This is a genomic window from Azospirillum brasilense (assembly GCF_001315015.1).
In the GTDB taxonomy this organism is placed as follows: domain Bacteria; phylum Pseudomonadota; class Alphaproteobacteria; order Azospirillales; family Azospirillaceae; genus Azospirillum; species Azospirillum brasilense.
The window spans coordinates 1,455,544-1,481,915 of record NZ_CP012915.1 but is presented as its reverse complement, the minus strand read 5'-3'; the positions used below and the strand labels follow the sequence as shown (position 1 = coordinate 1,481,915).

Annotated in this window: 28 protein-coding genes and 1 tRNA gene; 24 read left to right on the top strand and 5 right to left on the bottom strand. The window is 69.1% G+C overall.

Annotation, left to right across the window (positions count from 1 at the left end):
- Positions 1 to 84: 84 nt before the first annotated feature.
- Both AMK58_RS20465 and AMK58_RS20460 read right to left on the bottom strand, forming a co-directional pair.
- Positions 85 to 864 carry a MetQ/NlpA family ABC transporter substrate-binding protein gene (locus tag AMK58_RS20465; protein ID WP_035678258.1) on the bottom strand — a complete coding sequence of 260 codons (780 nt, stop codon included), beginning with the start codon at positions 862 to 864 and terminating at the stop codon, positions 85 to 87.
- Between the two features lie 71 nt (positions 865 to 935).
- Complete coding sequence (locus AMK58_RS20460; protein ID WP_014198188.1) at positions 936 to 1,136, bottom strand: hypothetical protein; 201 nt, start codon at positions 1,134 to 1,136, stop codon at positions 936 to 938.
- 584 nt (positions 1,137 to 1,720) lie between these two features.
- On the opposite strand from AMK58_RS20460, the gene hisG reads away from it, so the two are divergent.
- The 16 genes from hisG (at position 1,721) to AMK58_RS20380 (ending at position 17,286) form a co-directional block, all read left to right on the top strand.
- A complete protein-coding gene (hisG, locus tag AMK58_RS20455) occupies positions 1,721 to 2,389 on the top strand; it encodes an ATP phosphoribosyltransferase (RefSeq protein WP_035678293.1) in 669 nt (222 codons plus the stop codon).
- Positions 2,373 to 3,680 carry a histidinol dehydrogenase gene (gene hisD, locus AMK58_RS20450; protein ID WP_059399350.1) on the top strand — a complete coding sequence of 436 codons (1,308 nt, stop codon included), beginning with the start codon at positions 2,373 to 2,375 and terminating at the stop codon, positions 3,678 to 3,680. Before hisG ends, hisD begins: the two co-directional genes overlap by 17 nt.
- Positions 3,677 to 4,159, top strand: coding sequence for a UPF0262 family protein (locus AMK58_RS20445; RefSeq protein ID WP_035678261.1), 483 nt, complete (start codon positions 3,677 to 3,679; stop codon positions 4,157 to 4,159). Before hisD ends, AMK58_RS20445 begins: the two co-directional genes overlap by 4 nt.
- A gap of 16 nt (positions 4,160 to 4,175) precedes the next feature.
- Entirely contained in the window at positions 4,176 to 4,637 is a 462-nt protein-coding gene (locus AMK58_RS20440) for an arsenate-mycothiol transferase ArsC (protein ID WP_104675397.1), read from the top strand.
- 136 nt (positions 4,638 to 4,773) lie between these two features.
- Complete coding sequence (locus AMK58_RS20435; protein WP_035678263.1) at positions 4,774 to 7,077, top strand: hybrid sensor histidine kinase/response regulator; 2,304 nt, start codon at positions 4,774 to 4,776, stop codon at positions 7,075 to 7,077.
- A gap of 110 nt (positions 7,078 to 7,187) precedes the next feature.
- Positions 7,188 to 8,279: a lysozyme family protein gene (locus tag AMK58_RS20430; protein ID WP_035678265.1), complete on the top strand. Its 1,092-nt coding sequence runs from the start codon at positions 7,188 to 7,190 to the stop codon at positions 8,277 to 8,279.
- 142 nt (positions 8,280 to 8,421) lie between these two features.
- Positions 8,422 to 8,640: a translation initiation factor IF-1 gene (gene infA / locus AMK58_RS20425; RefSeq protein WP_014198195.1), complete on the top strand. Its 219-nt coding sequence runs from the start codon at positions 8,422 to 8,424 to the stop codon at positions 8,638 to 8,640.
- Between the two features lie 56 nt (positions 8,641 to 8,696).
- Entirely contained in the window at positions 8,697 to 9,302 is a 606-nt protein-coding gene (locus AMK58_RS20420; protein WP_035678268.1) for a Maf family protein, read from the top strand.
- A complete protein-coding gene (locus AMK58_RS20415) occupies positions 9,299 to 10,540 on the top strand; it encodes a ribonuclease E/G (RefSeq protein WP_059399349.1) in 1,242 nt (413 codons plus the stop codon). Before AMK58_RS20420 ends, AMK58_RS20415 begins: the two co-directional genes overlap by 4 nt.
- Positions 10,541 to 10,543: 3 nt before the next feature.
- Complete coding sequence (yacG, locus tag AMK58_RS20410; protein WP_035678279.1) at positions 10,544 to 10,729, top strand: DNA gyrase inhibitor YacG; 186 nt, start codon at positions 10,544 to 10,546, stop codon at positions 10,727 to 10,729.
- Positions 10,730 to 10,827: 98 nt separating this feature from the next.
- A tRNA-Phe gene (locus AMK58_RS20405) sits at positions 10,828 to 10,903 on the top strand.
- A 178-nt stretch (positions 10,904 to 11,081) separates the two neighbouring features.
- Complete coding sequence (locus AMK58_RS20400; RefSeq protein ID WP_035678282.1) at positions 11,082 to 12,059, top strand: glycosyltransferase family 10 domain-containing protein; 978 nt, start codon at positions 11,082 to 11,084, stop codon at positions 12,057 to 12,059.
- Positions 12,060 to 12,078: 19 nt separating this feature from the next.
- On the top strand, positions 12,079 to 12,801 hold the full coding sequence (locus tag AMK58_RS20395) for a hypothetical protein (RefSeq protein ID WP_035678283.1): 723 nt from the start codon (positions 12,079 to 12,081) through the stop codon (positions 12,799 to 12,801).
- 8 nt (positions 12,802 to 12,809) lie between these two features.
- The gene (locus AMK58_RS20390) at positions 12,810 to 15,293 is read left to right on the top strand and encodes a tetratricopeptide repeat protein (RefSeq protein WP_059399348.1); all 2,484 of its coding nucleotides are present in this window, start codon (positions 12,810 to 12,812) and stop codon (positions 15,291 to 15,293) included.
- Positions 15,290 to 16,075 (top strand): galactosyltransferase-related protein, encoded by a 786-nt coding sequence (locus tag AMK58_RS20385; protein ID WP_035678300.1) that lies wholly within the window; start codon positions 15,290 to 15,292, stop codon positions 16,073 to 16,075. The genes AMK58_RS20390 and AMK58_RS20385 overlap by 4 nt, the downstream gene beginning before the upstream one ends.
- A gap of 131 nt (positions 16,076 to 16,206) precedes the next feature.
- Positions 16,207 to 17,286 (top strand): ParA family protein, encoded by a 1,080-nt coding sequence (locus AMK58_RS20380; protein ID WP_236778249.1) that lies wholly within the window; start codon positions 16,207 to 16,209, stop codon positions 17,284 to 17,286.
- A gap of 16 nt (positions 17,287 to 17,302) precedes the next feature.
- Here the strand turns inward: AMK58_RS20380 and AMK58_RS20375 are convergent, their stop codons facing one another.
- Complete coding sequence (locus AMK58_RS20375; RefSeq protein ID WP_035678302.1) at positions 17,303 to 17,731, bottom strand: Lrp/AsnC family transcriptional regulator; 429 nt, start codon at positions 17,729 to 17,731, stop codon at positions 17,303 to 17,305.
- Positions 17,732 to 17,861: 130 nt separating this feature from the next.
- Between AMK58_RS20375 and rocF the strand changes: the two genes are divergently transcribed.
- The 8 genes from rocF (at position 17,862) to AMK58_RS20335 (ending at position 24,403) form a co-directional block, all read left to right on the top strand.
- Positions 17,862 to 18,827, top strand: a complete 966-nt coding sequence (gene rocF, locus AMK58_RS20370; RefSeq protein WP_059399346.1) for an arginase — start codon at positions 17,862 to 17,864, stop codon at positions 18,825 to 18,827.
- Between the two features lie 42 nt (positions 18,828 to 18,869).
- Positions 18,870 to 20,087: an ornithine--oxo-acid transaminase gene (gene rocD / locus AMK58_RS20365; protein WP_035678304.1), complete on the top strand. Its 1,218-nt coding sequence runs from the start codon at positions 18,870 to 18,872 to the stop codon at positions 20,085 to 20,087.
- Between the two features lie 104 nt (positions 20,088 to 20,191).
- Positions 20,192 to 21,307 (top strand): M14 family metallopeptidase, encoded by a 1,116-nt coding sequence (locus tag AMK58_RS20360; protein WP_035678306.1) that lies wholly within the window; start codon positions 20,192 to 20,194, stop codon positions 21,305 to 21,307.
- Positions 21,308 to 21,347: 40 nt separating this feature from the next.
- On the top strand, positions 21,348 to 22,265 hold the full coding sequence (locus AMK58_RS20355; protein ID WP_059399345.1) for a hypothetical protein: 918 nt from the start codon (positions 21,348 to 21,350) through the stop codon (positions 22,263 to 22,265).
- Positions 22,266 to 22,409: 144 nt separating this feature from the next.
- Positions 22,410 to 23,060 (top strand): TetR/AcrR family transcriptional regulator, encoded by a 651-nt coding sequence (locus AMK58_RS20350; RefSeq protein ID WP_035678310.1) that lies wholly within the window; start codon positions 22,410 to 22,412, stop codon positions 23,058 to 23,060.
- Positions 23,047 to 23,511: an SRPBCC family protein gene (locus AMK58_RS20345; protein WP_035678313.1), complete on the top strand. Its 465-nt coding sequence runs from the start codon at positions 23,047 to 23,049 to the stop codon at positions 23,509 to 23,511. The genes AMK58_RS20350 and AMK58_RS20345 overlap by 14 nt, the downstream gene beginning before the upstream one ends.
- Positions 23,512 to 23,560: 49 nt before the next feature.
- The gene (locus AMK58_RS20340; RefSeq protein WP_035678316.1) at positions 23,561 to 23,995 is read left to right on the top strand and encodes a VOC family protein; all 435 of its coding nucleotides are present in this window, start codon (positions 23,561 to 23,563) and stop codon (positions 23,993 to 23,995) included.
- 42 nt (positions 23,996 to 24,037) lie between these two features.
- Positions 24,038 to 24,403, top strand: coding sequence for a DUF1428 domain-containing protein (locus AMK58_RS20335; RefSeq protein WP_035678317.1), 366 nt, complete (start codon positions 24,038 to 24,040; stop codon positions 24,401 to 24,403).
- A gap of 9 nt (positions 24,404 to 24,412) precedes the next feature.
- On the opposite strand, the gene AMK58_RS20330 is transcribed toward AMK58_RS20335, so the two are convergent.
- Complete coding sequence (locus AMK58_RS20330; protein WP_051140569.1) at positions 24,413 to 24,943, bottom strand: hypothetical protein; 531 nt, start codon at positions 24,941 to 24,943, stop codon at positions 24,413 to 24,415.
- Positions 24,944 to 25,072: 129 nt separating this feature from the next.
- Entirely contained in the window at positions 25,073 to 26,359 is a 1,287-nt protein-coding gene (gabT, locus tag AMK58_RS20325) for a 4-aminobutyrate--2-oxoglutarate transaminase (RefSeq protein ID WP_035678320.1), read from the bottom strand.
- Between the last annotated feature and the right edge of the window lie 13 nt (positions 26,360 to 26,372).

The following is a 26,372-nucleotide window of genomic DNA, read 5'->3' as shown; positions in this document are numbered from 1 at the left end:
TCCGGCAAAAGCGCAACCCCCTCACCGCCCGCTTCGCGGGCACCCTCTCCCCTGAGGGGAGAGGGCTATGATAACCGGAGGCGATCACCAGGTCGGGATGATGGTGCCGTTGAAGCGCGTGTTGATGAAGTCGCGCACCTCGGCGGAGCGGTACAGCTCGATGAAGCGCTTGATCGCCGGGTCCTCGGCGCGGTCCTTACGGACAGCCCAGACGAGGTGCCATTTCGACTGGTCGTCCTCCAGCACCAGGGCGGTCTTGGGAGTCAGCCCGGCCAGGACCGCGTAGTTCAGCGTGATGACCGAGGCGTCGACGTCGTCCAGCGAGCGCGGAAGCTGGGCCGCATCCAGCTCCACCAGCTTGATCTTCTTCGGGTTGGACGCGATGTCGGCGATGCTGGTGTTCAGGCCCGCCCCGTCCTTCAGCCCGATCACCCCGGCCTTGGCCAGCAGAAACAGCGCGCGGGCGCCGTTGGTCGGGTCGTTGGGGATGGAGACGCTGGCCCCTTCCTTCAGGTCGGCCAGCGACTGGATCTTCTTCGCGTAGATGCCCATGGGCACGACGATGCTCTTGGCGATGGGCACGATGTCGTAGCCGCGCTGCTTGATCTGGTTGTCGAGGAAGGGCTGGTGCTGGAAGTTGTTGGCGTCGATGTCGCCGGACTGGAGCGCGGCGTTGGGCATGTTCCAGTCGGTGAACTCGATCACCTCCGCCTTCAGGCCCTCCTTGGCGGCGATCTTAGCCGTGTATTCCAGGATCTCGCCATAGGGGCCGGCAGACACGCCGAGCTTCAGGGCGGCGGCGCCGGCGCCGGTGGAGACGGTGAGCAGGGTGGCGACGGCAATGGACGTCAGAAAGGCTTTCACGGAGCGGGTCCTCTATGCACGGTGTGGAATGGCTTGGTCGGGCGATGGCGGTGTGTGAAATGCGGGCGCGATCAGCGCCGCCGCACGCCGGAGCGCCGGGCCGCCAACTGTTTGGCGGCGCGCTCGGCCTGTCCGACGTTGCGGAAGGTCTTGCGGTCGAGGTCCTTGAAGGACCAGTCGGACACGAAGAAGGTGAAGCCGCCCTGGCCGGCGACGACGATGCCGGCGGACCGGCCCTGAACTTCGATGGCGTAGGCGTTGGAGGTGCTCATGACGGCGTTCTCCCTCGGCCCGCGGCGCTGCGGCGCGCGGGCTTCATGCGGATCGGATGCTGGACGGAGCGGGTCGGCGCGCTGGGGTCAGCGGCGACAGCAGGCGTTGCGCATTTGGCAACACTGGCCCGTCACGGTGCCGGTCCGATTGGCGGAGAAGGGGAGGCTCATCATGGTCATTCCGGTCACTCCTGTCAGAGTTCCACGACCGGTATCGTGGCGCTTTAGCGTTTGGTGACGCGGCGCAAGCTGGCGATCAAATTGCCGCGGGGCGCCCCCCTTGGGCGTCCGGAGATTTATCTACAATGTCGATGGGCATTCGGTCAAGGCGGAAAATGAGAAGAAAAGTGTGAAAACGCAAATAGAGCAATTTCATGTTGTTAAATAGCTTGCAGGCGAAGCGCGGACAGCGATCATCGCCAACAAGGCCGCCCTGCACCGCACTAAGCCTCCTAAGACCGTGACGGCGGCGCGGAATGTGGTATATCCGGGCAGCGGTTCAGCCCGAGGAGAGTTCTTTGCCCGCCGATACCCGTGCTCTTGGCGCGCCGGCGCCCAGCACGCCGGCCGATGCGTCGTCGAACGTGTCGGCCTGTCAGCCGCTGGTTCTGGCCCTGCCCAAGGGACGCATCCTGAAGGAGCTGCGCCCGTTGCTCGCCCACGCCGGCATTGAGCCGGAAGCGGCGTTCGACGACGCGGACAGCCGGCTCCTGCGCTTTGCGACCAACATCCCGAATCTCAGCATCATCCGCGTCCGGTCCTTCGACGTGGCGACCTTCGTCGCCTTCGGCGCCGCCCATCTGGGCGTGGCCGGAAACGACGTGCTGATGGAATTCGATTATCCGGAAATCTACGCGCCCCTCGACCTCGGCATCGGAAAGTGCCGCCTGTCGGTTGCCGAACCGGTCGAATTGGGGGAGAGCGACGATCCGTCGCGTTGGAGCCACGTGCGCGTCGCGACCAAATACCCGGAGGTCACCAGGAAGCATTTCGCGGCGCGCGGGGTGCAGGCGGAGTGCGTGAAACTGAACGGCGCGATGGAACTTGCCCCGACCCTCGGCCTGTGCCGCCGCATCGTCGATCTGGTGTCCACCGGCTCGACGCTGAAGGCGAACGGGCTGGTGGAGATCGAGCACATCGCCGACGTCACCTCCCGCCTCATCGTCAACCGGGCCGCCTTCAAGACGCGGCCCGAGGAAATCTCCGGCTGGATCGACCGCTTCCGGGAGGCTGTGAATGCCCGTCAGGCTTGATGCCCAGGACCCCCGTTTCGCCAAGGGCTTCGAGGGGCTTCTCCATGCCAAGCGCGAGACCAGCGAGGACGTGCAGGCCCTGGTCGCCGGCGTCATCGACGACGTGCGTAAGCGCGGCGACGCGGCGCTGATCGACTACACCGCCCGCTGGGACCGCCAGACGCTGACCCCCGTGACGCTGCGCATCTCTCAGGAGGAGGTGGACGCGGCGGTGGGCAAATGCAGCGAGGAACTGCTGCGCGCGCTCGACACCGCGGCCGAGCGCATCGAGAGCTTCCACCGGCTCCAGGTGCCGGAGACGACCGACTACCGCGACGCTCAGGGCGTGCGGCTGGGCGCCCGCTGGACGGCGGTCGGGGCTGCCGGCCTCTATGTGCCGGGCGGCACGGCGTCCTACCCCAGCTCCGTCCTGATGAACGCGCTGCCGGCCAGGGTGGCCGGGGTGGAGCGCATCGTCATGGTGGTGCCGACTCCGGACGGGGCGATCAACCCGCTGGTCCTGGCCGCCGCCAAGCGCTGCGGCATCACCGAGATCTACCGCATCGGCGGCGCCCAGGCGGTGGCCGCGCTGGCCTACGGCACGGCGACCATCGCGCCGGTGGACAAGATCGTCGGCCCCGGCAACGCCTTCGTCGCCGCCGCCAAGCGGCTGGTCTACGGCACGGTCGGCATCGACAGCATCGCCGGCCCGTCGGAGATCCTGGTGGTCGCCGACAACCGGAACGACCCGGCCTGGATCGCCATGGACCTGCTGTCCCAGGCGGAGCACGACACCTCGGCCCAGTCGATCCTCATCACCGACGACCCGGCTTTCGCCGATGCGGTGGCGACGGCGGTGGACCGGCACCTGGAGACGCTGCCGCGCGCCGCCATCGCCGGGGAAAGCTGGCGGGAGCACGGCGCCATCATCGTGGTGCGCGACCTGCTGGCCGAGTCGCCGGCCCTGATCGATCGGCTGGCGCCGGAGCATCTGGAACTGGCGGTGGAGGACCCCGACGCGCTGGCCGCGAAGGTCCGCAACGCCGGGGCCATCTTCCTCGGCCGCTACACGCCGGAAGCCATCGGCGATTACGTCGCGGGTCCGAACCACGTCCTGCCGACGGCGCGCTCCGCGCGCTTCTCGTCGGGCCTGAACGTGCTGGATTTCATGAAGCGGACGACCTTCGTCGCCTGCGACGCGGAGAGCGTGGCGGCGATCGGCCCGGCGGCGGTGACGCTGGCCCGGTCGGAGGGTCTGGACGCGCACGCGCTGTCGGTGGCGCTGCGCCTGCCAGGAGGAGGTCAGGGGTGAGCACGAAGGGCAACCGCCGCATCGTCCACGTGACGCTCGACGAGAAGACCGTGATCCGGCGCAAGCCGGAGGTGGAGCACGAGCGCGCGGTTGCCATCTTCGACCTGCTCGAAGACAACGAGTTCTGCCCCTGCGAGCACGCGGACTCCGGCCCCTATCACCTGCATCTGTCGATCGAGGACAACCGGCTGGTCTTCGACGTCCGGCGCGACGACGACAGCGCGCTGGACAAGATCACCCTGCCGGTGACCGGCTTCCGGTCCATCGTCCGGGACTATTTCCTGATCTGCGAAAGCTACTATCAGGCGATCAAGCGCTCCACGCCCTCGCAGATCGAGGCGATCGACATGGGACGCCGCGGCCTGCACAACGAAGGATCGGAGATGCTGCGCGAACGGCTGGCCGGCAAGGTCGAAATGGATCTCCAGACGGCGCGTCGGCTGTTCACGCTGATCTGCGTCCTCCACATTCGCGGCTGACGGGGTCGGGCGGCGCATGGCCCCGGTGCTGCAACCGCTCCCCGTGACGAGCGTGTTGTTCGCCTGCACCTACAACATGATCCGCTCCCCGATGGCGGCGGCGATCATGCGGCATTTCCATGGCACGCGCGTCTACGTCGATTCGGTCGGCGTGCGCGAGGGGGACGAGGTCGATCCCTTCGCCGTGGCGGTGATGGAGGAGATGGGCATCGACCTGTCCCGCCATCGCTGCCGCAGCTTCGAGGATCTGGAGGACACGAATTTCGACCTGATCGTGTCGCTGTCGCCGGAGGCGCAGCACCGTGCCATCGAGATGACCCGCACGATGGCCTGCGAGGTGGAGTTCTGGAACACCTTCGATCCCACGCTGGTGGACGGCAACCGCGAGGCCATGCTGGAAGCCTACCGCAAGGTGCGCGACGGGCTGCTGGGCAGAATCAAGGAACGGTTTCCGCTGTCCCGGGGTCCAACGGTGTGACCATCCGCAGGTTTGGCGACGGGATTTTGTGAAGCCCTTTTTCAAGGGTGGGTTGAGGTGCTATTGAGATGAATCATCGAATGACGTGTGCCCCTCCCCGTAGCCTCTAGAGGCCCTTGAGAAGGTTCTCCGCCTGATGCTCGCCGGTCTGCCGTCCCGCCTGTTTCGTGCCACCGGCCTGCGGAGCCTCCGTCTGCGTCTGATGGGTGTCGTCCTGGCGTCCCTGGCCCTGCCGCTGGCCGGGGCGCTGTACTTCTTCGACCAGCAACTCGACCAGCGGCTGAGCAGTGCCCAGGAGTTGGCGCGGCACCTGACCGAGGACGGGGTGGAGCGCCAGCGCGACCTGATCGGTGAGGCACGGAACCTGCTGAGCGTCCTTGCTCTCGTGCCGGCGGTCCGCGATGCCGCCCACGGCAACACCGACGCCTGCGTCGCCACGCTGGCGCCGATGCCGCGGCAGCACCGCTGGACGACCGGCGTGTGGGTGACCGACCCGAACGGTCTCCTCATCTGCGATACGACCGGCCCCGGCTCCGGGATGAGCCTGCGCGAGCGCGAGTATTTCCAGCGGGCGCTGAGCAGCAAATCCTTCGTGCTGAGCGAGGTGGTGATCGGCAAGCGGTCGGGGAAGCCGCTGATCCTGGCGGTTCAGCCGGTGCTGGTGAATGGCGAGGTCGAGCGGGTGCTGGGCGTCGCCATCGATCTCGCCTGGCTGACCGATCTCGTGAGGGTGACGAAGCAGGACGACGCGCGCATCCTGGTGCTGGACCGCCACGGCGTGCTGATCGCGCGCCAGCCCGACCCGGAAGGCTGGGTCGGGCGCAGCCTGGCGGATTTTCCGCACATCCAGCGCATGCTGGCCGAGGGCAGCGGCGCGTTCGAGGGCGAAAGCGCCGACGGGCTGAACCGCATCTGGGCCTTCCGCCACTCGACGGAAACCAACACCGTCTTCGCCGTGGGCATGCCGACCGGTCCGATCGTGGCGGATGCCCAGCGCGATCTGCTGCGCGGGCTGGTCCTGCTCGGCATCGCCGGGCTGCTCAGCGTGGCGGCGCTGTGGTCGCTGCTCCACGCCTCGGTCCTGCGCTGGATGCGTGTTCTCAGCCAGGCGGCAACCCGGATCGGCGCCGGCGACGTCGGGACCGTCGTGGAAGCCCGCGGCGCACCCGACGAGATCCGGCTGGTGGCCAACGCCTTCAACGACATGTCGGGCCGGCTGAAGCGGCGCGAGCAGGAACTGCGCGCCGCCATGGAGGAGGCCCGTGCCGGCAGCCGCGCCAAGGAGGACTTCCTGGCGACCATGAGCCACGAGATCCGCACGCCGATGAACGGCGTGATCGGCTTTGCCGACATGCTCCTGGAAACGCCGCTGACCGCGGAGCAGCGGCGCTACGCCTCACAGGTGCGGGAGGCCGGACGTTCCCTGCTGACCGTCATCAACGACGTGCTGGACCTGTCGAAGCTGGAGGCGGGCAAGCTCGATCTGGTCCGCGTGCCGTTCCGGCTGGACGATCTGGCCGACCGCTGCCAGGCCATCGTGCGGCTGACCGCCGAGCAGAAGGGTCTGGAGATGCACACCTCCGTCTCCGCGGCGGCGCGTGGCTATGTGATGGGCGATCCCGACCGGGTGCGCCAGATCCTGCTGAACCTGCTGGGCAACGCGGTGAAGTTCACCGACACCGGCAGCGTCCGCTTGACGGTCAAGGCCATGGGCGACGAGGCCGGCGCCCGCCGCTACACCTTCACCGTCAGCGACACCGGCATCGGCGTGCCCGAAGACCGCCAGCGCGAACTTTTCCAGCGCTTCAGCCAGCTGGACCGCGGGCGCGGCGGCACCGGGCTGGGGCTGGCCATCTGCCACCGCCTGGTGGAGCTGATGGGTGGCGAGATCGGCGTGGAAAGCCGCCCCGGCGTCGGCAGCACCTTCTGGTTCAGCCTGCCGCTGCAACCCGCCAGCGCCCCGGAACGGGACGACCATGACGGCGGCGCGCTGAACCACCAGCCATCGAGCCGCGGCGCACGAATCCTTCTGGCCGAGGATCTGGCGATGAACCGCGACCTGGTCATCGCCATGCTGACCCGGGCCGGGCATCATGTGGACGCGGTGTCCGATGGTGCCGCCGCCGTGACCGCGGTGCGGGAACGCGCGTACGATCTCGTCCTGATGGACGTGCAGATGCCGGTGATGGACGGGCTGGAGGCGACGCGGCGCATCCGGGCGCTTCCCGGCCCGCTGGGCCGCATTCCGATCCTGGCCCTGTCGGCGGGTGTGCTGGCCGTGGAGGTGGAGCGCTGCCGGCAGGCGGGGATGGACGATCATCTGGCCAAGCCTCTGGAGAAAAGCCGGCTTCTGGCCGCCATCGACCATTGGAACGGGGAAGGACGGCGGACGGCGGTGGACTCCGGCCCCATCCGGATGGCCGACCCGCAGGGGGATTGAGCCCTCCGCGCCGACCCCAGCCAATGATTAAGAAAAATTAAGGCCTTTGTGCTAAAGCTGCGGCGAAGGGTTCCGCGATGGCGGTTCCGGTCTGACGGTTCCGGTGTTTCATGAAGGTCGCGCTGCCTCCACTCGCCCCGATTCCCGAGCGCAAGCCGGATGTTCCCGCGCCATTGTCCTCCACGGGCGCGGCGTCGGGCGGGTCGTTTCAAAGCGCGCTGGCGGACGTCCAGCCGGTCCCCCGCGGGCGATTGGCCAACGGGCAGAAGGTGCCTCCCCTGCCGGCCGCGAAGCCGGAGGCGCCGATCCAACTCGCCGACGGGACCCGCGTGCCGTTTCCCGCCCGCAAACCCGAGGTCGTCCCTGGCGCTGTCGCGACGGCGGTTGCGGCGTCTGGCGCCCAATCGACGGTGATCGGCGCCGCTCTGGCGAACAGCCCGGCCGCCGGGCAGGTGGTCCTGGCGGCCCAGCAGGTCGCCGGGCTGTCGGGCCACAGCTTCACCGCCATTCTCGCCCAGGCGACCCAGGAAAGCGGGCTGGACCCGGCGGCCCGCAACCGCTCCAGCTCAGCCGCCGGTCCGTTCCAGTTCCTGGAGCGCACATGGCTGGACCTGTTCCGCCGCCACGGCTCCGCCTATGGGCAGGGGGAACTGGCGGGCGCGATCCAGAGCCGCAATGGCATCCCCTCGGTCAAGGACCCGGCGGTGCGTCGCCAGATCCTGGCGCTGCGCCACGATGTCGACCTGTCCGCCGGCATGGCCGCGCGCTACCTGTCCGAGGGCCGCGACCGGCTGGAGGATCGGCTGAAGCGCCCGGTGTCGGAAACAGAGAGCCGCATCGCCTATGTGCTGGGCGTGGGTGGAGCGGCCAAGCTGCTCCGCGCCGCCGAGTCGTCGCCCAGGGCCGCCGCGGCGGAGCTTCTGCCGGCCGCGGCGCGGAGCAACCGGGGCCTGTTCTACGACCGCGCCTCGGGCCGGGCGCTGACCGCGTCGGAGACCGTCGCGCGGCTGACGCGCCGCATGGACACCGACCAAAAAGAGATGTTCGAACGCATCGCGCAGGCCGCGGAACCCCGCTTGCGGCTCGATGGCGGCCCGTCGCCGCTCAGTTCTTTCCAGTCGGCGGCGCTTGGCGGCACCGCGGGCATGGACGCGGACGGCGCGGGGGAGTATGAAAACGGCGACGGAAACCCGTTCGGCTGAACCGCCGGCTGTTTCCGTCCCATCTGGAAGGCTTTGGCCAACCCCCACGCCGGAGGCTCACCGCCCCCGGTGGAATCCCCCTTGACCGGGCGGCTTCGGGAGGTCAGTTATTGCCTCGAAACTGTTACGGACTTAAGGGGCTATGGCTAAGGAAGATCTGATCGAGTTCTCCGGAACCGTCGTCGAGCTGCTGCCGAACGCGATGTTCCGTGTGAAGCTCGACAACGAGCATGAAGTGCTGGCGCACACCTCCGGCAAGATGCGCAAGAACCGCATCCGCGTGCTGGCCGGTGACCGCGTCAACGTCGAGATGACGCCCTACGACCTGACCAAGGGCCGGATCACGTTCCGGTTCAAGTGATTGAACCGGTTTCCCGCGTTGAACCGGTTTCCACCGTCGGCCATCCTCCCCGCGTTATGAGCACCGAAACCACCCACCGGCTCGTGCTGGCGTCCGCCTCGCCCCGCCGGCTCGACCTGTTGCGCCAGATCGGCGTGGTGCCCGACGCGGTCGACCCCGCAGACATCGACGAATCGCCCCTGCCGCGGGAGCTTCCGCCCCAGCACGCGTTGCGTCTGGCCGGCGAGAAGGCGGCCGCCGTGGCTGCGCGCCATCCCGGCGCCTTCGTGCTGGCCGCCGACACGGTGGTTGCCTGCGGCCGCCGCATCCTGCCCAAGGCGGAGGAGGAGAAGCAGGCGCGCGCCTGCCTCGGCCTGCTGTCCGGGCGACGGCACCGGGTGTTCGGCGGGGTCGTGCTGCTGTCGCCCACCGGCGACGGGGAGGCGTTGCGCCGGTCGGATCGGCTGGTGCGCACCGACGTGACCTTCAAGTCGCTGTCCCACGAGGAGACCGAGTCCTACATCGCCTGCGGCGAATGGCAGGGCAAGGCCGGCGGCTACGCGATCCAGGGCCGGGTGGCGGCCCATGTCCGCTGGATCGGCGGCTCCTACAGCAACGTCGTCGGTCTGCCCCTGTTCGAAGTGGCGGCGCTGCTGCGCGGCGCGGGGTTCCCGCTGCCGTGACGGGACCCACCGTCGGGGCCGCATCGGAAATCCTCATCGACCGCGACGGTCCGCTGACGCGGGCCGCCGTGCTGACCGGCGGCCGGCTGACCGACCTCTACATCGACTATGCGGAGCGGCCTTCGCTGCTGGGCCATGTGTTCCTCGGCCGGGTGGAGCGCATCGCGACGGGGCTGGACGGCGCTTTCGTCGATCTCGGCACCGGCAAATCGGGCCTGCTCTCGGCGCTGGACGCCCGCGGGCCGAAGGGGCGCCCGAAGGCCAAGGGCGAGCGGATCGGCAACCTGCTGCGCACCGGCCAGACCGTGCTGGTGCAGGTAAAGGCCGACGCCACCGGCGCCAAGGGACCGTCCCTGACCATGGACATCACCCTGCCGGGCCGCTTCCTGGTGCACGCGCCGCTGGGACGCGACGTGGCGGTGTCGAAGCGGCTGGGCAGCGGGCCGGAGCGCACCGAACTGGCCCGCCGCATCCAGGACATCGCCCCCGGCGCCGGCTGGATCGTCCGGGCGGGCGCCGCCACGGCGCCGGACGGGCTGCTGGCCGCGGAGTCGGACGCGCTGCATCTGGCGTGGCGGCAGGTCCGCGACGCGGCGGAGCGGGGCGGCGGACCCTCATTGCTGCTGACCGGCCCCGACGCGCCGCGCCGCGCCCTGATCGAGCATGGGGCGACCGCCCCGTCGCGGATCATCGTGGACGACGCGGCTCTGGCCCGCGACCTTGCCGAATGGTGCGCCGACCGCGCGCCGGACCTGGAGGAGCGGGTGGAGCCGTTCGACGCCCGGTTCCTGGCTGCGCCCTCAGACGGTCGGCAGCGGTTGTTCGACCTGCGCGACCTGGACGCTGAAATCGAAACGCTGCTCGGCACGCGGGTGCCGCTGTCCGGCGGCGGGTCGCTGGTCATCGAGCGGACCGAGGCGATGACCGTCGTGGACGTGAACGCCGGGGAACGCGGCAACCCGCTGGACGTCAATCTGGAGGCGGCGGCGGAGATCGCCCGGCAACTGCGCCTGCGCAACGCCGGGGGGATCGTCGTCGTCGATTTCGTCAACATGCGCAACCGGGGCGACGCCGAACGGCTGCTGAACGCCCTGTCCCGCGCGGTGGAGGACGACCCGGCGCAGACCCAGGTCTATGGCCTGTCCAAGCTGGGTCTGGTGGAGATGACCCGCGCCCGGCGCGGCACGGCCCTGGCCGAATTGCTGGGAACCGTCCGCACGGCCGCGGCGGAGGATTAAACGATGAACGACAACCAGAAGCCTTCCGAGAAAGCCTGTCCAATCTGTGGCCGTCCGGCGGTGGAAGAAACCAAGCCCTTCTGCTCCAAGCGCTGCGCCGACGTGGATTTGTCGCGCTGGCTGGGCGGCGTCTACCGCATCGAAAGCCCCGACCGCCCGGACGCCGAAGAGGTGGACGAGCGCGAGTGACGGGGCGGCGGATTTCTGCATTTTAGGGCTGGACAGGCCCGGCGAATTTGCCTACAAAGCGCGCCTCGACGCGCCGCGGTCTCCACCGCGGCCTCGGTGCCCAGGTAGCTCAGTTGGTAGAGCAGGGGACTGAAAATCCCCGTGTCGGCGGTTCGACTCCGTCCCTGGGCACCACTTCCTCCCCTTGTGGGGCTGTGGTGGTTCGAACGCTCCGTCATTCGCGGGGCGTTTTTTGTTGTGTTTTTTGTTGTCCGGGCCGCGTCCCCCGACACGGCGACCGCGCGGAAGGGGTGGCGTTCCCGCCGCGGCGACCGTATCGTGCGTCGCGCAACGATCCGGCACGGATGGCGGGATGCTCGATCAGCGGACCAGCGCGTTTCTTGAGGACTTCCTGGCGAAGCCCGGCGGCGACCCGGAGCGGCTCGACCGCTTCCTGCTGCACGGCCCCTACCGCGGGCGGCGCGGCGGCCGGCCCCGGCTGAAGCTGGCCTTCCACGACTTCTGGCCGGAGTTCGACAAGGGCACGAACTTCTTCATCGAGATCCTGTCCAGCCGTTTCGACCTGTCGGTGGTCGAGGACGACAGCGACCTCGCCATCGTGTCGGTCTTCGGTGGGCGGCACCGCGAGGCGCACAGCCGCCGCACCCTGTTCTTCACCGGGGAGAACGTGCGCCCGCCGCTGGACGGCTTCGACATGGCGGTGTCCTTCGATCGCCTCGACGACCCGCGCCATTACCGCCTGCCGCTCTACGTCATGCACGCCTACGAGCACATGCGGGAGGGGGCGGTGCCGCATTTCTGCTCGCCGGTCCTGCCGCCGGCGCCGCCGACGCGGGCGGCCTTCGCGGAGCGCGGCTTCTGCGCCTTCCTCTACAAGAACCCGAACGGGGAGCGCCGCAACCGCTTCTTCCCGGCGCTGGACGGGCGGCGGCGCGTCGATTCGCTGGGCTGGCACCTGAACAACACCGGCAGCGTCGTCAAGATGGGCTGGCTGGCCAAGATCCGCGTCTTCGAACGCTACCGCTTCGCCTTCGCCTTCGAGAACGCCAGCCACCCCGGCTATCTGACGGAGAAGATCCTGGACGTCTTCCAGGCCGGGGCGGTCCCGCTCTATTGGGGCGATCCCGATCTGGAGCGCGAGGTGGCGGCCGGCAGTTTCATCGACGTGTCGCGCTTCGCCACGGACGAGGAGGCGGTGGACCACATCCTGGCGGTGGACGGTGATTACGACGCCTATTGCGCCCACCGCGCCGTGGCGCCCTTCCTGGGGACGGAGGAGTTCCATTTCGACGCCTACCGCCTCGCCGACTGGATCGAGAGCCGGCTGTAAGGGCCGGATGGGGGAGGCAATGGCGCGGGTGCTGCTGAATTACGCGGACGGGGCTTTTCTGGCGGCGCAGAAGCGCAACGCGCGGAGCGGGATGGACATCGGTGGCTTCGATTCCGTGGCGATGCTGGGGCGGAGCCACATCGACCCGGCTTTCGTCGAGCGCAACCGCTTCATCCTCGACCAGCCGCGCGGGGCGGGCTATTGGCTGTGGAAGCCCTGGGCCATCTGGACCCTGCTGCGCAACCATCTGAAGGACGGCGACGTGCTGTTCTACTGCGACAGCGGCGCCCATTTCGTGCACCGCGCCGACCCGGTGATCGACCTCTGCCGGGAACGGCGCGACCTGCCCATCCTGCTGTTCACGCTGGAGGACAAATTCAAGAACCGCGGCTGGACCAAGCGCGACTGCTTCCATTTCATGCGGCTGGACCGGCCCGACTACACCGACGCCACCCAGATCCTGGCGAGCTTCATCGTCTGCGAGCGGACTCCGGAGACCATCGCCTTCGTCTCCGAATGGCTGCGCTTCGCCCAGGACGAGCGCATCCTCACCGACGCGCCGAACGAGTGCGGCAAGCCCAACTACCCGGAATTCCGCGACCACCGGCACGACCAGAGCATCCTCAGCCTGCTCGCCCGCCGCCGCGGGGTGAGCACGATCCCCGACATCTCGCAATGGGGCGACGATCGCCGCCCGGCGGAGATCCCGCGCATCCTGCTGCACACCCGCCAGCGGGATTGAGAGGGCGCATGGACCATCCCGAGACCGCCGAACGGGCCGCCGCGCTGCACCGGCAGGCCGTCGCCGCCCAGCGCGAGGGCCGCGTGCGGGAGGCCGTGGCGCTGTTCCAGCAGGCGCTGGCGCTGCGCAAGGACGTGGACATCTATCTGGATTTCGGCGGCCTGCTGGCCGGGCTGTCGCAATGGGGGCCGGCGGGGGCGGTCTATGCGGCGGCGCTGAAGCTGGCGCCCGACTCCCCCGACGCCCATTACGGGGTGGCTCTGTCCCACCACGCCCAGGGGCGCCCGGCGGAGGCCGAGCCGCATTACCGCGCCGTCCTGGCGGGTTGCCCCGGGCTGGGCGCGGTGTGGAACAACCTGGGCGTCGCGCTCCAGGAGCAGGGCCGGCCGGCCGAGGCCGAGACCGCCTACCGCGAGGCCTTGCGCCACCAGCCGGAGGACGCCGGCACCTGGAAGAATCTGGCGGTCGCGCTGGACTCTCTATGCCGGACCGACGAGGCCGAAGCCGCCTACCGGGCGGCGCTGTCGCGCAACCCCGAGCATGCGGTGTCCCTGAACAATCTCGGCGGCCTCGTCTTGGCCGCCGGGCGCCCGGACGAGGCGTGGCGGATCGGCTGCCGCATGGTGGCGCTGAATCCGGCGGACCGGAACGGCTGGATGCTGCTGGGCAACGCCGCCCACGCGGCGGGCCGCCGGGGCGAGGCGGTGCGGGCGAGTGCGGTGGCGGTGCGGCTGGCGCCGGACGATCCCGCCCCGCGCCACAACCTCGCCAACGCGCTGGCCGCTGCCGGGCGGCGGGATGAGGCGGTGGCGGAGTACCGGGCGGTCCTCGGGCTCCAGCCCGATTCCCCGGCGGCGGTCGATCTGGCGATGGAACTGCTCGGCCAGCACGACATGGCGGGCGCCTTGGCGCTGCTGCGCGGCGCGCTCGCGCGGCATCCGGACCATGTCCTGGCGTGGCGGATTCTCGGCCAGACGCTGGCCGGCGCGTTGCGCCCGGACGCCGCGCTCGATGCGCTGCGCCGGGCGGTGGCCCTCGATCCCGGCGACCCGGCGGGGTGGGAGGATCTCGCCGCCGCCGCGACTCTGGCTGACCGGGTCGCGCCGTCCATCGAGGCCCTCCGCCGCGTCCGCCGGCTCTCCCCCGCCTACAACCCGGCGCTGGCGCAGCTCGTGCAGCAGCAGCGGCACGCCTGCGACTGGCGCGATCTGCCGGCGCTGGAAGGAGACCTGATCGGGCGGATGCGCGCCGGGGCGCTGGGTGTGCCGCCCTTCGGCCTGCTGGCGGTGCACACAACTCCGGCGGACCAGCGGGCGGCGGCGGAGCGCTGGGCGCGGCAGAAGGCGCGCGGCGTGCCGGCGGTGGCGCGTCCCGCCGTTGCCGGAGACGGTCGCCTGCGCATCGGCTACCTCTCCGCCGACTTCCACGAGCACGCCACCGCCTATCTGATGGCGGAGCTTCTGGAGCGGCACGACCGGATGCGATTCGCCGTCACCGCCTATTCCACCGGCATCGACGACGGCAGCCCGATGCGCCGCCGCCTGACCGCCGCGGTGGAGCGCTTCGTGGACCTGCGCGACCGCTCCGACCGCGACGCCGCGCAAGCCATCGCCGCCGACGGCATCGACATCCTGGTGGACCTGAAGGGCTACACGGCCTTCGCCCGCACGGCGATCCTGGCGGCGCGGCCCGCCCCGGTGCAGGTGAACTGGCTGGGCTATCCCGGCACCATGGGGGCGGACTTCATCGACGTGATATTGGCCGACGCGGCGACCATCCCGCCGGGCGAGGAGAGCTTCTACAGCGAGGCGGTGGTGCGGCTGCCCCACTGCTACCAGCCCAACGACCGCCACCGCGCCATCGCCGAGCGCACGCCGTCGCGCGCCGATTGTGGGTTGCCGGAGGATGGCTTCGTCTTCTGCTGCTTCAACAGCCCCTACAAGCTGACGCCCGCGCTGTTCGACGTCTGGGCGCGGCTGCTGCGCGCCGTGCCGGGGAGCGTGCTTTGGCTCTACGCCGGCAATCCGCTGGTGGCCGGCAACCTGCGGCGCGAGGCGGTGGCCCGCGGGGTGGCGCCGGAACGCCTCGTCTTCGCGCCGCCGCGCCCCCTGGCGGAGCATCTGGCGCGGCACCGGCGGGCCGACCTGTTCCTCGACACGCTGCCCTACAACGCCCACACCACGGCCAGCGACGCGCTGTGGACCGGGCTTCCGGTGGTGACCTGCCGTGGTGCGACCTTCGCCGGGCGGGTGGCGGCCAGCCTGCTCGAAACGGTGGGGTTGCCGGAACTGGTGACCGACTCGCCGGCGGCCTACGAGGTGCTGGCCCTGGGCCTCGCCCGCGATCCGGCACGGCTGGCCGGGCTGAAGGCGCGCCTGGTGGCGGCGCGGACGGCCAGCCCCCTGTTCGACGGCGACCGCTTCGCCCGCGATCTGGAGGACGCCTATCGCGCCATCTGGCAACGCTTCGCACCGGCAGGAGACCCGCGATGACAACCACGGACCGGCGGCTTCACATCGTCGTGCCCTACCGCGACCGCGCGGCGCATCTGCGGGATTTCGTGCCGCGGGTCGGCGCTTACTTCGCAACGCTGCCCGATCCCATCGACTACCGCGTCACCATCGTCGAGCAGGAGGCCGGGTTGCCCTTCAACCGGGGCGCCATCAAGAATGTCGGCTTCCTGCTGGGCGAGGCGGAGAGCGGCTACACCTGCCTGCACGACATCGACTATCTGCCCATCGACGCCGATTACTCCTGGGTCGACCGGCCGACCCCCATCCTGTCCTTCGGGGCGGAGCAGCGGCCGGTGGCGCCGGGCCGCTCCGACCAAACGGTGACCACCGACCTGGAAAGCACGATGGGCGGCGTCCTGCTGATGCCCAACGACGTGTTCCGGCGGATCGACGGCTATTCCAACGCCTACTGGGGCTGGGGCTACGAGGATTTCGACCTGTCGCTGCGCATCCGCTCCCGCCGCATCCCGACCGCGCGGCGGCCCGGCCGGTTCGAGCCGCTGGACCACGACAACGAGGGCTTCAACCCCGACGCCTCGGCCTCGCCCATCGCGCGGGTCAACAAGCGGGTCTTCCAGGCCAACTGGTCCGGTGGCGCGATCCCGGAGGAGGACGGCCTGTCCAGCCTGTCCTTCGAGATTCTCGACCGCCGCCCCTGCGACGGCGTTGATCCCGCTGCCGCCGGACGGTGGGAGATCGTGCGCGTCCGCCTGACCATGGCGCCGCTGCCCGGCCAGCTGGCGGCCTTCAAGACGCGCTGAAGCTGTTACCTTTCGGGACACCGGCGCATCTGCGGGGAGACACCGGCGCGTTCCAACGCGTATAGTGCGCCGCTTTCGGCGGCTCTTGGCCCGCAGGACGAACACCCGCGAAACGACGAAGCGGAATGGACATGACCAGCCACGAAGACGTCTTCGACGCGCCGGAGACGCGGCAGCCGACCATCCTGGCGGTGTACAACCAGAAGGGTGGCGTCGGCAAGACGACCACCTCCGTGAACCTCGCCCTGGCGCTGGCCGCGCTGGGCAAGAGCGTCGTCCTGATCGACTTCGACCCGCAGAGCAGCGCCACCAGCAACTTCCTGCTGCGGGAGAAGGCGCGCGTCGGCATCAACGACCTGCTGAGCCAGGACACCTTCGTCGAGGACGCCATCACCCCGACCAGCTTCGACGGGCTGTCGATGATCGTCGGGGCGCGGAAGCTCTATTCGCTGGAGCACGCGCTGGACGCCCGCGGCGGCTCGCAGCGCGGCCTGCGCAAGGCGCTGCACTTCTCGCGCAACCCGCCGGATTACGTGGTGATCGACTGCCCGCCGGCGCTCGGCCATCTGGCGGCGGGCGCGCTGGCGGCGTCGGACCGGCTGGTGCTTCCGGTCTTTCCGGGGCGCTACGCGCTGGACGGGCTGAAGCGCACCCTGTCGGTGGTCGAGCACATCCAGAAGGGCATGAACCCCAACCTGTCGGTGGCCGGCATCCTGATGCTGTCGATCACCAACGACGAGGTCGGGCGCGAATCGCTGACCCTGCTGCGCTCCGAGTTCCCGGAGCTGATGTTCCGCACGGCGATCCCCTACGACGTGGACGTGGTGAAGGCGACCTACCGCCGGATGCCCGCCGCGATCTTCAGCCCGGAGGGCCGGACGACCACGCGCTTCCTGGCGCTCGGCTGGGAGATCGTCCACGGTCGCGGCTCCTCCCCGACCGACGAGCAGCTGAAGCCGGCGCAGGACCGCATCCGCGCGTGGCACGCCGACACCGACTCCTCCTACACCGCGCGGCGCGCGGCGGCGCCGGACGAGGGCGATGATTCCACGGGCGGTGGCAACGGACGCAGCGCTGGGGCTGAGGCGTCCAAGGGTGGTGGCGGCCGGGCACTGGTCGCAGCGGCGGTCGGGCTGATCGTCGGCTTCGCCCTGGGCGCGCTGTTCGGGCAACCGCTTCTGGGCGGCGTGCTGGCGGGGCTCGGCGGCTGATCTCTCGGCGGGTAGGCTACAGCACCGCCTTGCGGGCGGAGAGCAGGATGCTGGTCTCGGTGGAGGCGATGCCGGCGATCTGCCGGAGGCGGCGCAGCGTGTCGTCGAAGGCCTCCAGCGACTCCGTTTCGATTTCAGCGACGACGTCCCAGCGCCCGTTGGTGGTGTAGACCGTCCGCACCTCCGGAAAGCCGTGCAGGCGGGCGATGACCGTCTCGGCGGCGCGGCCCTCCACCTCGATCATCGTGATGGCCCGGACCATGGCGGGCCGCAGATCCTTGCGCAGCAGCACCGTGAAGCCGGCGATGACCCCGCTTTCGACCAGACGGTCGATGCGGGCGCGCACGGTCGCGCGCGACACCTTCAGCGCGGCGGCGAGGCCGGCGACGGGCTGGCGCGCGTCGGCGCGCAGCAGGCCCAGCAGGCGGTGGTCCAGGTCGTCCATGCCAGAATGATAAGCCGGGCTTGGCAAACTGTCAAAAATGCCGCCGTTCGTTGGCACTTTTCCGTCTTTCTGCCGCCGGTGCCGCCCCCGATAGTCATGGAAGGCACGATTGCACACAGAGAGGGACGGCATGGCGTCGGGGGATCGGGACGATCAGCGCTTCGTGGAGATCATCGGCGTTCCCATCGAGGCGGGGGCCGGCCATCCCGGCGCCCTGATGGGGCCGGCGGCGCTGCGCACGGCGGGGCTGGTCCGCGCCCTGCGCGAGCTGGGGCACGAGGTCCGCGACCTTGGTGACTTGGCACCCGAACCGTGGAGCGAAGGCGACGCCGCCACCGCCCGTCTGGCGGAGATCACCGCCTGGTCGCGGGCGCTGGCCGACCGCTCCTACGCCATGATGCGGGGCGGCGGGGTGCCGGTGTTCCTGGGCGGCGACCACAGCCTGTCCATGGGCTCGGTCACCGGGGTGGCCCGCCATTGCCGGGAGGCCGGTACGCCGCTGTTCGTTCTGTGGCTGGACGCCCACGGCGACTTCAACACGCCCCACACCTCGCCGTCGGGCAACATGCACGGCATGCCGGTGGCCCTGCTGTGCGGGGAGGACGGCTTCGACGACGTCTTCCCGCCGGAGCAGCGCGCCACGGTGAACCCGGCCCATGTGCATCTGTTCGGCATCCGCTCCCTCGACCCCGGCGAGCGGCGCCTGCTGCGCGCCCGCGGGGTGGACGTGGTGGACATGCGGCTGATCGACGAGCACGGGGTCGGCGTCCACATGCGCCGCATCATCGAGCGGGTGCGGCAGGCCGGCGGCCATCTGCACGTCAGCCTGGACGTGGACTTCCTCGACCCCGCCATCGCGCCGGCGGTGGGCACGGCGGTGCTCGGCGGGGCGACCTACCGCGAGGCGCACCTGATCATGGAGATGCTGCACGACGCGGGCGTCGTCGGCTCGCTGGACGTGGTGGAACTGAACCCCTTCCTGGACGAGCGGGGCAAGAGCGCGCTTCTGCTGGTCGATCTGGTGGCGAGCCTGTTCGGGCGCCGCATCATCGACCCCGCCGTCACCCAGTCGCAGATTGGCGGACAGGCCGTCTGATTTGGGCCGTCTGAAGAAGAAACAACCCCCGGAGAGAACGCCATGCTTCCGCACGCCGCTGACCTGATCGGGACCGAACACCGCCTGGGCGCCCACAATTACAAGCCGCTGGACGTCGTTCTGGCGCGCGGCGAGGGCGTCTATGTCTGGGACACCGAGGGCAACCGCTATCTCGATTGCCTCTCGGCCTACTCCGCCGTCAACCAGGGCCATTGCCACCCGAAGGTTTTGGAAGCGATGGTGAGCCAAGCCTCCAAGCTGACCCTGACCTCCCGCGCCTTCCGCAACGACCAGCTGGCGCCGTTCTACGAGGAGCTGGCGGCGCTCACCGGCTCGCACAAGATCCTGCCGATGAACAGCGGGGCGGAGGCGGTGGAATCGGCGATCAAGACGGTGCGCAAGTGGGGCTACGAGGTGCGCGGCGTGCCGGAGAACCAGGCGGAGATCATCGTCTGCTCGGACAATTTTCACGGGCGGACCATCACCATCGTCAGCTTCAGCACCGACCCGGACGCCCGCGGCGGCTTCGGCCCCTTCACGCCGGGCTTCCGCACCGTGCCCTTCGGCGACGCGGCGGCGCTGGAGGCGGCGATCACCCCCAACACGGTGGCCGTCCTGCTGGAGCCGATCCAGGGCGAGGCCGGCGTGGTCATTCCGCCCGCCGGCTATCTGCGCCGGGTGCGCGACCTGTGCACGGAGCGCAACGTCGTGATGATCCTGGACGAGATTCAGACGGGGCTGGGCCGCACCGGCAAGCTGCTGGCCGAGGAGCATGAGGGGGTGGAGGCCGACGTCACCCTGATCGGCAAGGCGCTGTCCGGCGGCTTCTACCCGGTGTCGGCGGTGCTGTCGAACTCCGAGGTGCTGGGCGTGCTGAAGCCCGGCCAGCACGGCAGCACCTTCGGCGGCAACCCGCTGGCCTGCGCCGTCGCCCGCGCCGCCATGCGGGTGCTGGTGGAGGAGGGCATGATCGACAACGCCGCCGCCCAGGGCGCCTATTTCCTGGATCAACTCGGCGCCATCCGCAGCAACGTGATCCGCGAGGCGCGCGGGCGCGGCCTGATGCTGGCGGTGGAGCTTCACCCGGAGGCGGGCGGGGCGCGCCGCTATTGCGAAGCGCTGCGGGCGCGCGGCGTCCTGGCGAAGGACACCCACGACCACACCATCCGCATCGCCCCGCCGCTGGTCATCACCCGCGAACAGGTCGATTGGGCGCTGGAGCAGTTCGACGCCGTTCTGACGGGAACCGCCGTTCCGTAAAAGCTGCCCGGCGGAAAAGGTGCCCAGCGCAAAAGGCGCTTGCGGCCCGCCCCGGCCTTCGCCACGGTGGGGCGGGCTTTCCATCCATCCAGCAGCGATCCGCCATGCACAGCGCCATCATCGACCTCCCGTCCGCCACCCCCGGCACCCGGCGGACCCTGACCGTCCAGCGCTTCGGCACGGCGGGCGCGCGGCCCTGCGCCTACATCCAGGCGTCGCTGCACGCCGACGAGATCCCGGCGATGCTGGTGGCCGACAAGCTGCGCCGCATCCTGACCGCTCTGGAGGCCGAGGGGCGGATCGCCGGCGAGGTGATCCTCGTCCCGGTCGCCAACCCGGTGGGTCTGGGCCAGTCGCTGATGGACCATCACCTTGGCCGCTTCGATCAGGACGACGGCAAGAACTTCAACCGCGACTACCCCCACCTGACCGAGGCGGTGGCCGAGCGCGTGGCCGACCGGCTGACCGACGACGGCGAGGCCAACAAGGCCGCCATCCGCGCCGCCCTGGCCGAAGCGCTGGCCGAACGCACCCCGCGCACCGAGACGGAGCATATGAAGCACCGTCTTCTGGAACTGGCGCTCCAGGCCGATTGGGTGCTCGACCTGCATTGCGACCTGGAAGCGGTGATGCACCTCTACACCCTGACGCCCTCGGCGGAGGCCTTCGCCCCGTTGCAGCGGCTGCTGGGCGCGCGGGCGGTCTTCCTGGCCGAGGAATCCGGCGGCGACCCCTTCGACGAGGCGGTCAGCCGCCCCTGGAACGAGCTTGCCAAGCGCTGGCCCGACCGTCCGATCCCCTTCGGCTGCCATTCCGTGACCGTGGAGCTGCGCGGGCAGGCCGACGTGGAGCACGCCCAGGGCGAAGCGGACGCCCGGGCCATCGCCGGCTTCCTTACCCATGCCGGAGTCCTGTCCGGCGAGCCGCCGGCCCTGCCGGAGCCGCTGTGCGCCCCGACCCCGCTGGAATCCTCCGAACCGCTGACCGCCCCGGTGGGCGGCGTGGTGGTCTTCCACCACAAGGCGGGCGACCGCGTGGCGGCCGGCGCCGTGGTCGCCGACATCCTCGACCCGCTGACCGGTGAGATGACCCCGGTGCGCAGCGAGTCGGCGGGCGTGCTCTACGCCCACAGCGCGACTCGCTTTACCCTGGCGGGGAAAAGGATTGCCAAGGTGGCGGGCACGACGCTGCGGCGGACGGGGCCATTGTTGAGCGCATGACCGCTCATTGAAGGTCGCTCTGCAGCGGGCGTCCCGTTGCATGGATGGGTTGTGGTTTTCGTGGACGGATCGCGGGCGAGGCGATAGCATATCGGCGACCGCAACGCACCTTCCGCCGACCGTGCTCGCTCTTTCCCGTACCATATTCCGTCGTGGCACCGCCACTCTGTTCGCGGTCATGATTGCGTCGCTTGGGGCGGGTTCGGCAGCGGCAGCGATGATTGTCGTGGCCATTGGCATCGCGTTCGATGTTGTGCGGAATGTCCGGGCGCCGGACCTTCAACTCCGCGAGAGTGAGATCGCCCAGGCGCTTAGGGAGAGTGTCGCAGAGCCGGAGCAAGCGCTGGCCTTTCACCGGTCGAGAGCTCGCAAAGGAGCCCAGTTAATTTTTTGGGGAGCTATTCTCTACACTGTGATCTGGATGGTTGTTCCGTCGAATGGCAGCATTGCTAAAGCGTATCTAGGCGCATTCCTGCCCGTTCACGACGCCGTAGGGATGGTGCTCGGAGCTATCCCCCGCCTTGCTGGAGACCTTGCGGCGCATGGTTACGCGGCGCGTGTGCCCGTGGTGGTTCATATGCACACCGTGCATTTCCTGACTTGCATCTCTTGGGTGCTGATCTTTCTGATGAACGGCTCCTGGCATTTGGCTCATGTCCTTGTGGCTGAGGAGAGGCTGCGGACAAGGAGTCGGCTTTGGAAGCTCCTGTGTTCTGTTCCGCTTTTCATTATTGTTATTGTTCTTATGTATATTGATTGGAGCGTATGGATGGACATAGATTGGGATCGTCGATCCGGTAAGCGTTACAACATCCATGTCTCGAATTTTAAATTTATATTCAGTTTTGCAATGAGTATGATCATTTCTTGGTTGGTCTGTTTTTCATACTCTCTTGTGCTGGTCTGGTCTCTTGGGTTCTCTGAGATCAGAAGATTGCCCAGACAGATGGGCGCATAGTCGTCAATAACGATGGCTGCGACGCTGATTGCTTCTGGGCGGAGCATGATCGCCGACATTCTTGGCCCGCTTCACGTTGCTGAAGAGGGGATAGCGTCTCTCCGCGCTTGACACCCATACCAACCGTTCGGTATGTTTCGACCCATGCCGAGACCCGCCAAACATCACCCCGAACGCGGCGATGCCCGCACCCGGCTTCTCGAAGCGGCGCGGGACGTCATTCGGGCCAAGGGCTTCGCGGCGACCTCCGTCGATGATCTCTGCAAGGCGGCGGGGGTCACCAAGGGCGCGTTCTTCCATCATTTTGAGACCAAGGAAGCGCTCGGCGTCGCCGCCGCCGCCTATTGGGCGGAAACCACCTCGGCCTTCTTCGAGAACGCGCCTTACCACCGGCTTGAAGACCCGCTCGACCGGCTGTTCGGCTATGTCGACTTCCGCAAGGCGATCATCGACGGCGATCCCGCCGAGTTCACCTGCCTCGTCGGCACCATGACGCAGGAGGTCTACGGGTCGCATCCGGCGATCCGCGACGCCTGCGCCTCCAGCATCTTCGGCCACGCGGCGACGCTGGAGCCGGACATCGCGGCGGCCATGGCGGCGCGCGGCATCGCAGCCGACTGGACCCCGGCGAGCCTCGCGCGGCACACCCAGGCCGTGCTCCAGGGCGCCTTCATCCTCGCCAAGGCGACGGGCGGGCGCGAGGACGCGCTGGACAGCGTCGATCACCTGAAACGCTACCTCACGCTGCTCTTTTCACAGACCCGTTCGAAAGGGACTCCCCATGACGGAAGGTGAGCGCGACCTCGTTCTGACCCGCAGCCTCGACGCGCCGCGCGGCGCGCTGTGGCGCTGCTGGTCCGAACCCGAGCTGCTGAAACAATGGTTCTGCCCCAAGCCCTGGTTCGTGTCCGAGGCGCGGATGGACCTGCGGCCGGGCGGCGAGTTCTTCACGCTGATGAACGGTCCGGACGGCGAATCCTTCGGCGAGCCCGGCGTCTTCCTCGACGTGGAGGAGGGGCGGCGTCTGGTCTTCACCGACGCCTTCCGCCCCGGCTGGCGGCCGTCGGGTCGGGCCTTCATGACCGCCGATGTGCGGTTCGAGGACGCGGGCGCCGGCCGGACCCTCTACACCGCGCGCGCCATGCACTGGAGCGCCGAGGCGCGCGACGAGCACGAAAAGATGGGCTTCCACGAGGGCTGGGGCAAAGCGACCGACCAGCTCGAAGCCCTCGCCAAGACGCTTTGACCCAAGGCGCTCTGACCCAAAAACAGTCTTACCGGGAGGAAACGACACCATGGAACCGACGATCTACCTGTTCTTCAACGGGACCTGCCTGGAGGCGATGACCCACTACGCCGAGACCCTCGGCGGCGAGGTCGTCTATGTGTTCCGCAACGGCGATGCCCCGGACGTGGACAGCCGGATGCCCGGCGGCGATCACCTCGTGATGAACATGATGGTGAAGCTGGGGGCGACCACGGTGATGGCGTCCGACTCGCCGGACAGCATGTACAGCACGCCGCAGGGATTCCGGGTGCAGATCGCCCCGCCGTCGCTCGCCGAGTTCGACCGCATCTTTGCTGTGCTGGCGAAGGACGCCCGGTCCGTGGAGATGCCGCCGGGCGAGACCTTCTGGGCCGAGCGCTTCGCCATGTTCATCGACCGCTTCGGCACGCCGTGGATGCTGAACCACACCGGTGCGAAGTGCCCGGACGCGGCGGCGTCCTGACGGGCGGGGCCGGAACGCCAAACAAACAAGGGGAGGAAAGACATGTCTTACATCGACGGGTTCGTCATCGCGGTGCCGACGGCCAACAAGCAGGCCTTCATCGACCACGCCAACAAGGCCGACAGCGTGTTCAAGGAGCTTGGCGCGACGCGCGTCCTCGAATGCTGGGGGGACGACGTGCCCAACGGCAAGCTCACCGATTTCCGCCGGGCGGTGCAGGCGACGGACGACGAGACGGTCGTCTTCTCCTGGATCGAATGGCCGGACAAGGCCACGCGGGACGCCGCCATGAAGCGGATGGAAGAGCTGATGAAGACCGACGAGCGGTTCAGCGCGGAGAAAAATCCGATGCCCTTCGATGGGAAGCGGCTGATCTTCGGCGGCTTCACGCCGGTCGTCGAGATTTGAGCGGGCGCGTCAGGAGCCGGTGAGCGCGCCGGGCTCAGCGAGGGAAAGACCGAGGTCCGCGGCGGCGTTGCGCATCAGCGCCGCCGCGTCCCGGTCCCTCATGCGCCGTTGTCCCGCCTCAGCCAGCGCCGCCCGCCGCGCATCGTCGGCGACCAGCGCGCAGGCGGCCTCGACCAGCCCGTCGTAGGGGGCGAAGGCCATGGCGTCCGGAAGGTCGGGGTCGATCTCGGTGTCGGGGTGGCGCTCGGCCAGCACCGCCTTGCGGTTCGACAGCAGGTGCGAGACGCGGACGATCTCGAAGATGCCCGCCTCGTAGTAATGCAGGTTCAGCACCAGCTTGGCGTCGGCGACGAAGCGGTCGCGCAGCGCCCCGTAATAATGCTGGAGGCTGACCACGGTCAGGCCGCGCTCGCCCAGCGCGTCGATGCCCAGGCGGCGCAGCGCGAAACACAGGGTTTCCGCGACCTCGCTGAAGACGCTGGCCCCGGCGTCGGCCAGACCATTCTTCTTGATGATGACGATGTCGATCCCGCCGGCCATGCGCTTGCCCCACCGCTCCGCGCCCTCATCCTAAAGCGCGGGCGGGCGGGCGCACAAAAGAAACCCTCCTTCCCTTGCGGGAAGGAGGGCGTGCAGTCTGGGGACTTCACTGAAAAATCAGGCCGGATATCAGGCCGACACCAGCTCCTCCAGGGAGCGCTCGATGATGTCCAGGCCCTCGTCCACCAGCGCGTCCGACGCGGTCAGCGGGACCAGGATGCGGATCACGTTGCCGTAGGTGCCGCAGGACAGCAGGACGAGGCCCTTCTCCGCCGCCTTGGCGACCAGCGCCTTGGTCAGCTCCGCCGCCGGCTCCTTGGTGCCGCGGTCCTTCACGAGCTCCATGGCGATCATGCCGCCCAGGTTGCGCACGTCGCCGATCACCGACAGCGTGTTGCGCTGGGCCATGGTGCGGAAGCGGCCGGCGATGCGCTCGCCCAGGTCGTTGGAGCGCTGGATCAGCTTCTCCTCCTCGATGACGTCCAGCACGGCCAGAGCCGCGGTGGTCGCCAGCGGGCTGCCGGCGTAGGTGCCGCCGATGCCGCCGGGGATCGGGGCGTCCATGATCTCCGCCTTGCCGGTGACCGCCGACAGCGGGAAACCGCCGGCCAGGCTCTTCGCCATGGTCATCAGGTCGGGCTCGACGCCGGAATGCTCGATGGCGAACATCTTGCCGGTGCGGGCGAAGCCGGTCTGGATCTCGTCGATGATCAGCAGGATGCCGTTGTCGTCGCAGATCTTGCGCAGCGCCTGCAGGAACTCCGGCGGGGCGATGTTGAAGCCGCCCTCACCCTGCACCGGCTCCACGATGATCGCGGCGACGCGGGTGGCGTCGACGTCCGACTTGAACAGCTGCTCCAGCGCCTTCAGGCTGTCCTGGACGCTGACCCCGCGGTAGGCGTTGGGGAAGGGCGCGTGGTAGACCTCGGCCGGGAAGGGGCCGAAGCCGACCTTGTAGGGCACGACCTTGCCGGTCAGCGCCATCGCCAGCAGCGTGCGGCCGTGGAAGGCGCCGGAGAAGGCGATCACGCCCGGACGGCCCGTGTGGGCGCGGGCGATCTTCACGGCGTTCTCGACGGCTTCGGCACCGGTGGTGAAGAAGGCGGTCTTCTTCGGCGTGGAGCCTGGAACCAGCGCGTTCAGCCGTTCCGCCAGGGTCACGAAGGACTCGTAGGGCGTGACCATCGCGCAGGTGTGGGTGAAGCGGTCGAGCTGGGCCTTCACCGCCTCGATGATCTTCGGATGGCGGTGGCCGGTGTTCAGCACCGCGATGCCGCCCGCGAAGTCGATGAAGCGGTTGCCCTCGACGTCCCACAGCTCGGCGTTCTCGGCGCGGTCGACATAGACCGGCATGGCGTTGGCGAGGCCGCGCGGAACGGCGGCGTTGCGACGATCCTGGAAGGACTGGTTGCTCATCTCAAACCCCCGA